Here is a 641-nt window from a genome sequence, read left to right as displayed (position 1 = left end):
TGAACGCTTACTGGCTCTTGAGGGCGTAGGGCCTATCACCGCGGTTGGTTTATTAATTAGCTTAAGTGACACAACCCATTTTACGAGCGGACGTAATGCAGCAGCCAATATTGGCGTCACCCCACGTCAGCACTCAAGTGGTGGAAAAGTGCGAATAGGTCATATAGCCAAATACCGCGGAGAGATGATATTACGAAGTCACTTATTTCTGGGGGCCAGAGCGGTCATCAGTCAGTTAAAGCATCGCGAGCCAAAAACGAAAAAAGAGCAATGGCTCAAAGCATTAGTTGAAAGACGCGGTGTGAAGTGCGCCGCCATTGCGTTAGCAAATAAAACAGTTCGGACGGCGTATGCCATGCTGAAAAAGGGCACGCGTTATGAACCAAGCCTACTAGCAAATTAACATTTAGTCTTCGATAACAGAAATAACTGTATTGACCAAGAACCTGCGTTAAGCGGTTAGACCCACCCTTGATAGCCTGTAAAGTGATTAGTGTGTTAAAACACCGAGTAGGAGAAGAGGCACAAGGGCGCGAATACATCATAGGGCCGAGGTAGCTCCTCATTATGAGCCCGCATATAAGTACGCAGTCTAACAAAATTAACGAAGGGTATTGTGCAATAGGAGGAGTCCATATAAG

1 protein-coding gene is annotated in these 641 nt (G+C 46.3%); it reads left to right on the top strand.

The window, feature by feature from the left end; translation table 11 throughout:
- On the top strand, window positions 1-403 hold a 403-nt coding region (locus LPA49_RS22265), incomplete at its 5' end, for a transposase (RefSeq protein ID WP_230237781.1).
- Between the last annotated feature and the right edge of the window lie 238 nt (window positions 404-641).

It is taken from the genome of Pseudoalteromonas sp. MB41 (assembly GCF_020966275.1).
Lineage (GTDB): Bacteria > Pseudomonadota > Gammaproteobacteria > Enterobacterales > Alteromonadaceae > Pseudoalteromonas > Pseudoalteromonas lipolytica.
The sequence above is the reverse complement of the archived record's forward strand: the minus strand, read 5'-3'. Positions and strand labels throughout refer to the sequence as shown.